Source organism: Actinomyces polynesiensis, assembly GCF_000820725.1.
Taxonomy (GTDB): domain Bacteria; phylum Actinomycetota; class Actinomycetes; order Actinomycetales; family Actinomycetaceae; genus Pauljensenia; species Pauljensenia polynesiensis.
In genome coordinates this window covers 1-7,018 of sequence record NZ_CCXH01000172.1, presented here as the reverse complement: position 1 = coordinate 7,018, position 7,018 = coordinate 1, and the positions used below count along the sequence as shown (strand labels likewise).

Annotated in this window: 6 protein-coding genes and 1 pseudogene; 6 read left to right on the top strand and 1 reads right to left on the bottom strand. The window is 70.2% G+C overall.

The features are described from left to right. Window positions 1-517: gamma-glutamyl-gamma-aminobutyrate hydrolase family protein (locus TA90_RS07390; protein WP_043535465.1), on the bottom strand; the 517-nt coding region annotated here is incomplete at its 3' end. A 51-nt stretch (window positions 518-568) separates the two neighbouring features. On the opposite strand from TA90_RS07390, the pseudogene TA90_RS07385 reads away from it, so the two are divergent. The 6 genes and pseudogenes from TA90_RS07385 to TA90_RS14260 form a co-directional block, all read left to right on the top strand. Further along, window positions 569-1,327, top strand: a pseudogene (locus TA90_RS07385) (aldose epimerase family protein); the annotation flags it as partial. A gap of 26 nt (window positions 1,328-1,353) precedes the next feature. Then, on the top strand, window positions 1,354-1,578 hold the full coding sequence (locus TA90_RS15880) for an aldose epimerase family protein (protein WP_331394263.1): 225 nt from the start codon (window positions 1,354-1,356) through the stop codon (window positions 1,576-1,578). A gap of 374 nt (window positions 1,579-1,952) precedes the next feature. After that, window positions 1,953-3,596, top strand: a complete 1,644-nt coding sequence (locus TA90_RS07380) for an ABC transporter substrate-binding protein (RefSeq protein WP_043535459.1) — start codon at window positions 1,953-1,955, stop codon at window positions 3,594-3,596. Between the two features lie 80 nt (window positions 3,597-3,676). Further along, window positions 3,677-4,819 (top strand): ABC transporter permease, encoded by a 1,143-nt coding sequence (locus TA90_RS07375; protein ID WP_082031554.1) that lies wholly within the window; start codon window positions 3,677-3,679, stop codon window positions 4,817-4,819. Window positions 4,820-4,963: 144 nt separating this feature from the next. Next, a complete protein-coding gene (locus tag TA90_RS07370) occupies window positions 4,964-6,019 on the top strand; it encodes an ABC transporter permease (RefSeq protein ID WP_222704608.1) in 1,056 nt (351 codons plus the stop codon). Continuing rightward, the coding region (locus TA90_RS14260) for an ABC transporter ATP-binding protein (protein WP_147513423.1) at window positions 6,012-7,018 on the top strand (1,007 nt) is incomplete at its 3' end. The genes TA90_RS07370 and TA90_RS14260, both read left to right, overlap by 8 nt.

Genomic DNA, 7,018 nt, shown 5'->3' with positions numbered 1-7,018 from the left:
CCAGGTCGCCCAGCGCCTCCGCGAGGTGGGACGTCGGGTCGATGTCCACCGTGTGGCGCGCGAAGTGGTGGTCCTGCATGAGGGTCTCACTGCGGTGCCCGGGCTGGGCCATGTCCTGGACGAGCGTGCCACCCATCGCGACGTTGATGACCTGCATGCCGCGGCAGATGCCGAGCAGGGGGATGTCCTCCTCGACGGCGGTGCGGACGAGCGCCATCTGCCCGGCGTCGGCACGGGGCCAGTGGTGGCCCTCGTGGGGGTAGTCGGGGGTGCCGCCGTACCAGTGCGGGTCGACGTCGTCCCCACCCATGATGAGGATCGCGTCGGCGCGGCGTGCCCGGGCGGCGGCTCCCTCCGGTCCGTCGAGCTGGGCCCACTCGCGCATGACCCTCCAGTGCGGTGTGGAGGCACGCGTCAGCGACTCCCAGAGCATGGAGGAGAAGGCGTCGTACAGCGGGTCGGCCTCGTGCCGGGGCACGATGTTGGAGATCAGCAGGGTGGGTCGACGGGCGCTCATGGGACCGACCATGCCACGCGGGCGCGCGGTCGCGCCAGTAAAGTCCGTCACATGGGCACCCCTGTCTTCGGCAATACCGGGCGAAGACCCCCGTCGGTGCCTCGAGGATCACTAGCCTGTGACCGGGGCGGAACCGCCCCGCGACCCCACCGGAAGGCGACGACGATGCCCCACCACGTGTCCGGATCGGAGCTGACGATCTCCGCCGGCGACTACCGCGCCCGTGTGGTCACGGTCGGCGCGGGACTGGCCGGACTCACCCTCGACGGCCACCTCCTCGTGCTGCCCCACTCCGTCGACGAGGTGCCCCCGGCCTGGAAGGGCAAGGTCCTCCTCCCCTGGCCCAACCGCGTCACCGGGGGGCGCTACACGTGGGGCGGGGAGGAGATGGAGGTCCCCGTCAACGAGCACGCGACCGGTGCCGCCCTGCACGGGCTCATGGGATGGGTCGAGTGGGACGTCGTGGACTCCGGGGACGACCACGTGGCCCTCGAGGCCTTCGTGGCCCCGCGCTACGGCTACCCCTGGCCCCTCCTGGCCCGCGCCGAGTACACGCTCGACGCCGGGAAGGGTCTGCGTGTGTCCATCACCGCCACCAACGAGGGCACCACCCCCGCCCCCTACGGCTCCTCCTCACACCCCTTCCTCACCCTGGACCGGGTGCGGGTCGACCGTCTCGAGCTGACGGTGCCCGCGGCACAGGTGCTCGAGGTCGATGCCGCCCTCGCCCCGGTGGCACTGCGGGACTCGGCGAGCCTGGGGCTGGACCTGCGCGAGCCGACCGTCGTGGGCACCCGTTCGATCGACCACGCCTTCACCGGCCTGCCCGCGGAGGAGTGGACGGTCACTCTGCGCGACCCCGCCACCGGCGCGCGCGGGTCCGGATCACGTCCTCGGCGCCGTGGGTGCAGGTCTACTCCGGTGAGCTGGTGGGTCGGGAGGGCATGGCCGTGGAGCCCATGGACTGCGCTCCCGATGCCTTCAACTCGGGGCTGGGGCTGGTCACCCTCGAGCCCGGCGCCTCCCACACCCTGACCTACCGGATCAGCGGCTCCCTCTGACCACCCCCGAACCCGGCGAGGTCCGCTCTGTTCCACCCGTGAGGTCCGCTCACTTCCACCCGTGAGGTCCGCTCTCCCGCTCCGCCAGCTCGGCCCCTCCCTCGTCGAACAGCCGGGCGAACGGCGCAGGTGAGCGGACCTCACACCCGGAACAGAGCGGACTTCGGCAGGAGGAAGGGAAGACCCGGGCTTGGGGGACGGTGGGGTCGGCCTGTGGCGGGGCCCGCAGGATCGCGCCGTCCCCGTGACGGGGCACACCATCTCGCATGGTGAGCCGCGCGAATTCCTTGCACGTCCTTGGGCGGATCATGACCCACATGCGAGTGGGCTCCGCCCGCCGCACACGAGGTCCCGTCCCATCAAGGAGCGTGTGCATGTCCATCCCCAAGTCCCGCGCGGTCGTCGGCGCCATCGCCGGCCTCTCCGCCCTCGCCCTCCTCGCCGGCTGCTCGTCCGGCTCCTCCGACTCCGGATCCTCCGGTGAGTCCGGCTCGGCCTCCGGTGGGGGCGGTGGCGACATCGTCATCGGCACCACCGACTCCGTGACCAGCCTCGACCCCGCCGGCTCCTACGACAACGGATCCTTTGCCGTGCAGGTCCAGGTCTTCCCCTTCCTGCTCGACGCGCCCCAGGGTTCCTCCGACGTGGAGCCCGACATCGCCGAGAGCGCCGAGTTCACCACGCCCACCGAGTACACCGTGAAGCTCAAGCCGGGCCTCAAGTGGGCCAACGGGCACGACCTCACCTCCTCCGACGTGAAGTTCACCTTCGACCGCCAGCTCAAGATCGCCGACGACAACGGGCCCTCCTCGCTGCTGGCGAACCTCGACTCCGTCGACGCCCCCGACGACACCACGGTCGTCTTCAACCTCAAGAGCGGCAACGACCAGACCTTCCCGCAGGTGCTGTCCTCACCCGCCGGCCCGGTCGTCGACGAGGAGGTCTTCTCCCCCGACTCCCTGACCTCCGCGGCGGACATCGTCGCGGCCAACGCGTTCGGCGGACAGTACGTCATCACCGCCTACCAGGACAACCAGACGATCGCGTACGAGCCGAACCCGAACTACGGGGGCAACCGTGAGCCGGCGTCGAACGACTCGGTGACGGTATCCTACTACGCGGACTCCTCGAACCTGAAGCTCGCCGTCCAGGAGGGCGACGTGGACGTGGCCTACCGCTCGCTGAGTGCCACCGACGTCGCGGACCTCAAGACCAATGACGCGGTGACCGTCCACACCGGCCCCGGCGGCGAGATCCGCTACATCGTCTTCAACTTCGACACGCAGCCCTACGGCGCCACCACCTCCGACGCCGACGAGGCGAAGGCCCTGGCCGTGCGCCAGGCCGTCGCCGACCTCATCGACCGCGACCAGCTGGCCGACCAGGTCTTCAAGGGCACCTACACGCCGCTGTACTCCTACGTCCCCGAGGGCCTGACGGGCGCCAACGAGTCCCTCAAGAGCCTCTACGGTGACGGCAACGGCGGACCCGACGCCGACAAGGCCAAGAGCACGCTCGAGGCCGCCGGCGTGGAGACCCCCGTCAAGCTCGACCTCCAGTACACCCCCGAGCACTACGGCCCCTCCTCCGGTGACGAGTACGCGCTCATCAAGTCCCAGCTCGAGTCCTCCGACCTGTTCACGGTGAACCTCCAGTCCACCGAGTGGGTGCAGTACTCCAAGGACCGCACCTCCGACGTCTACCCCGCCTACCAGCTCGGCTGGTTCCCGGACTACTCCGACGCGGACAACTACCTGACGCCCTTCTTCCTGGACGGCGGGTTCCTCAAGAACCACTACTCGAACCCCGACGTGGACAAGCTCATCCAGGAGCAGCTGGTCGAGGGCGACGCCGACAAGCGCGCCGACCTCATCGGCCAGATCCAGGACGCGGTGGCGAAGGACCTCTCCACGGTGCCCTTCCTCCAGGGCTCCCAGGTCGCCGTCGCTGGGAAGGACGTCCAGGGCGTGAACCTGGACGCCTCCTTCAAGTTCTACTACGCGACGCTCACCAAGTGAGCCTCCGGGAGGTGGGGGCGGTCCCGGCCGCCCCCACCTCCCGGTGCACCCCCGTCGACACGATGTGAGGACCTCGGGACATGTCCAGCCCTGATGCAGCAGCACCCGCCACCCCGGCGGCGACCACCCCCACCGACCCACCGGGCGGCGGCACCCCGACCACCGACGCACCCTCCCGCACGAGGAAGGCGCGGGGCGGCTCGGGGGCACTGTGGCGCTACATCCTCACCCGCTTCCTCCTCATCATCCCCACCGTCTTCATCCTCATCACCCTGGTGTTCTTCCTCATGCACACCATCGGTGACCCGATCACCGCCTCACTGGGCGGGCGCCTCCCGGCCGACCAGCTCGCCGCGCGCATCCACGCCGCCGGGTACGACCGGCCGATCATCGTCCAGTACGGCGACTACCTCTCCGACCTCCTGCGCGGGGACTTCGGGACCTCCCTCTCCGACAACCGCCCGGTCACCGAGATCATCACCACCTACGGCACAGCCACCCTGGAGCTGAGCCTCTACGCCCTGCTCGTGGCCTTCGTGGTCGGGATCCCGCTGGGCATGGTCGCCGCCTACGTGCGCGACCGCTGGGGGGACGCGGTGCTGCGGGTCTTCGCGATCCTGTGCTACGCCACCCCGGTGTTCTTCTCCGGCCTGCTCCTCAAGCTCCTCTTCGGGGTGTGGTGGAAGATCCTCCCCGTCAACGGCCGGGCCTCCACCCGCACCGAGCTGCGCCTGTCCACCATGGACGGCGGCACGGGCATCTACCTCATCGACGCCCTCAGGTCCGGCAACGCCGCGGCGGTGGGCGACGTGCTCTCCCACGCGGTCCTGCCCGGCCTGGCGCTGGGTCTGATGACGGCCGGCGTCTTCCTGCGCCTCGTGCGCACGAACATGATCTCCACCCTCCACGCCGACTACGTCGACGCGGCCCGCTCCCGCGGCGTCTCGGAGTACCGGCTGGTGCGCAAGCATGCCTACAAGCCGGCCCTCATCCCCATCGTCACCGTCGTCGGCATGCAGATCGCGATGCTGCTGTCCGGCGCGGTGCTCACGGAGACGACCTTCGAGTGGAAGGGCCTGGGCTTCCAGCTCGCGAAGTACCTGACGGCACGTGACTTCGTCGCCGTCCAGGGCATCGTGGCCCTGCTCGCCGTCGTCGTCGCGGTCACCAACTTCATCGTCGACATCATCGCCGCCCTCATCGACCCGCGAGTGAGGTACTGATGACGCCCGCACAGCCCGGCCCCGCGACCACCGCGTCGCCCTCGTCGGCCCCTCCCCTCCGCCACCCCGGTCGCACCCACCCAGCGCCCCTTCCGACGCAGCCTGTGGAGCCACCTCCCCTTCCACGACCAGGTCGCCCAGTCGGTGGGCCTGCAGCGTGGCATGCTCGTCACCGGCCTGGTGATCCTCGCGGTCTTCCTCCTCACCGCGGTGTTCGCCCCGCTCCTCGCCCCCTACGGGTACGCGCAGCTCTCCGACGCGGCCGGAAACTTCGGGGCGCAGCAGCGTCCTTCCTCCGCGCACCTGCTGGGCACCACGGTCTCCGGCTACGACGTGCTCTCACGTGTCATCTGGGGGTCGCGCACCGCACTGTTCATGGTGATCGCGGGCATCGTGCTCTCCCTGTTCGTCGGCGTGGCGCTGGGCCTGGTCTCCGGCTACTTCGGTGGCTGGATGGACCGGGTGCTGGTGGTCATCACGGACGCGATCTACGCCTTCCCGTCCCTGTTGCTCGCCATCGTCATGTCGATCGTCATCAGCGGTGGGCAGTCGGGCATGTGGAGCGGCATCCTCGCGGCCGCCTTCTCCATCACCGTCGTCTTCATCCCCGAGTACTTCCGCGTGGTGCGCGCCGAGGTCCTGCGCGTCAAGGCGGAGGCCTTCGTCGAGTCGGCGCGCGTCATCGGCGCCTCGAACTCGCGGATCATGGTGCGCCACGTGCTGAAGAACTCCACGCGGACCCTGCCACTGATCCTCACCCTCAACGCCTCGGAGTCGATCCTCACCCTGGCGGGCCTCGGCTTCCTGGGGTTCGGCATCGAGCCGACCTCGGCCGCCGAGTGGGGCTTCGACCTCAACAAGTCCATCGCGGACGTGGCCTCGGGGATCTGGTGGACCTCGGTGTGGCCCGGCCTGGCGATCGTCCTGGTGGTCCTCGGCCTGACCCTGGTCGGCGAGTCCCTCAACGACCTCTCCGACCCGCGTCTGCGCACCCGCCGCCGCGCCGCGCGCTCGCGTGTGCGTGGGGGTGCCCCGGTGGAGGGCGTGGACCTCGACGAGTCCGGGGTCCCCGTCGCGCCGGGCGTGCCGATCGCGGAGGACTGGATCCCCGACGAGGGGGACCCCCTGTCGGTCCAGGGGATCGACGAGGCGGACACGGCCGGGGACGCCGACCAGCGGAAGGACGACACCGATGAGTGAGCACAGCGAGTCCCCCACCTCCGCGGCACCCGCCACGGGCGCTGGCGGGACGGCTGCCGGCGGGACCGGTGCTGCCGGGACGGGCGAACCCGTCGTCTCCATCCGCGACCTCGACGTCCACTTCGCGGTGGACGCGGGAAGCGTCGAGGCGGTCTCCGACGTCACCCTGGACATCCCCCGTGGATCCATCCTCGCCATCGTCGGTGAGTCCGGCTCCGGCAAGACGGTGACCTCGAAGTCGATCCTCGGCCTGCTGCCGGAGACCGCGACCTCCGAGGGCGCGATCCTGCTGGAGCACCGCGCGGACGGCACCATGCACGACGTCGTGACCATGTCACCCAAGCAGCTGCGCGAGATCCGCGGGGCGGACGCGGCGATGGTCTTCCAGGAGCCGTCCTCCGTGCTCAACCCCGTCTACACGATCGGGTGGCAGATCGCGGAGGGCCTGCGTGCCCACGGCAGGTACTCCCGCCGGGCCGCCAGGGCTCGCGCCGTCGAGTACCTGGAGCTGGTGGGCATCCCCGATGCGCGCGAACGGGTGGACTACTACCCCCACCAGTTCTCCGGGGGGCAGAAGCAGCGCATCGTCATCGCCATGGCATTGGCGCTGAACCCCGGGCTGGTCATCGCCGACGAGCCGACCACCGCCCTGGACGTCACCGTCCAGGCCGAGATCCTCGACCTCCTGCGCCGCTGCCGTGACGAGTTCGGCGCCACCGTCCTGCTCATCACCCACAACATGGGCGTCGTGGCGGACCTGGCGGACGAGGTGGCGGTCATGCACCACGGCCGCATCATCGAACAGGCACCGGTGCGCGAGCTCTTCGCCCACCCCCGCGAGGCCTGGACCCAGACCCTGCTGGCCGCCGTGCCACGCATCGGACAGGAGGCCCCGCGCCAGCTGCCCGCCGAGGCCTCCGGTGAGCCGGTGGTGGCAGCCCGCGGGATGACCATCGAGTTCCCCGGACGCATGGGGAAACCCTCCTTCCGCGCGGTGGA

Coding starts and splice junctions, on each gene's coding strand:
- TA90_RS07380 (WP_043535459.1), top strand. CDS start 1,953: ATGTCCATCCCCAAGTCCCGCGCGGTCGTCGGCGCCATCGCCGGCCTC.
- TA90_RS07375 (WP_082031554.1), top strand. CDS start 3,677: ATGTCCAGCCCTGATGCAGCAGCACCCGCCACCCCGGCGGCGACCACC.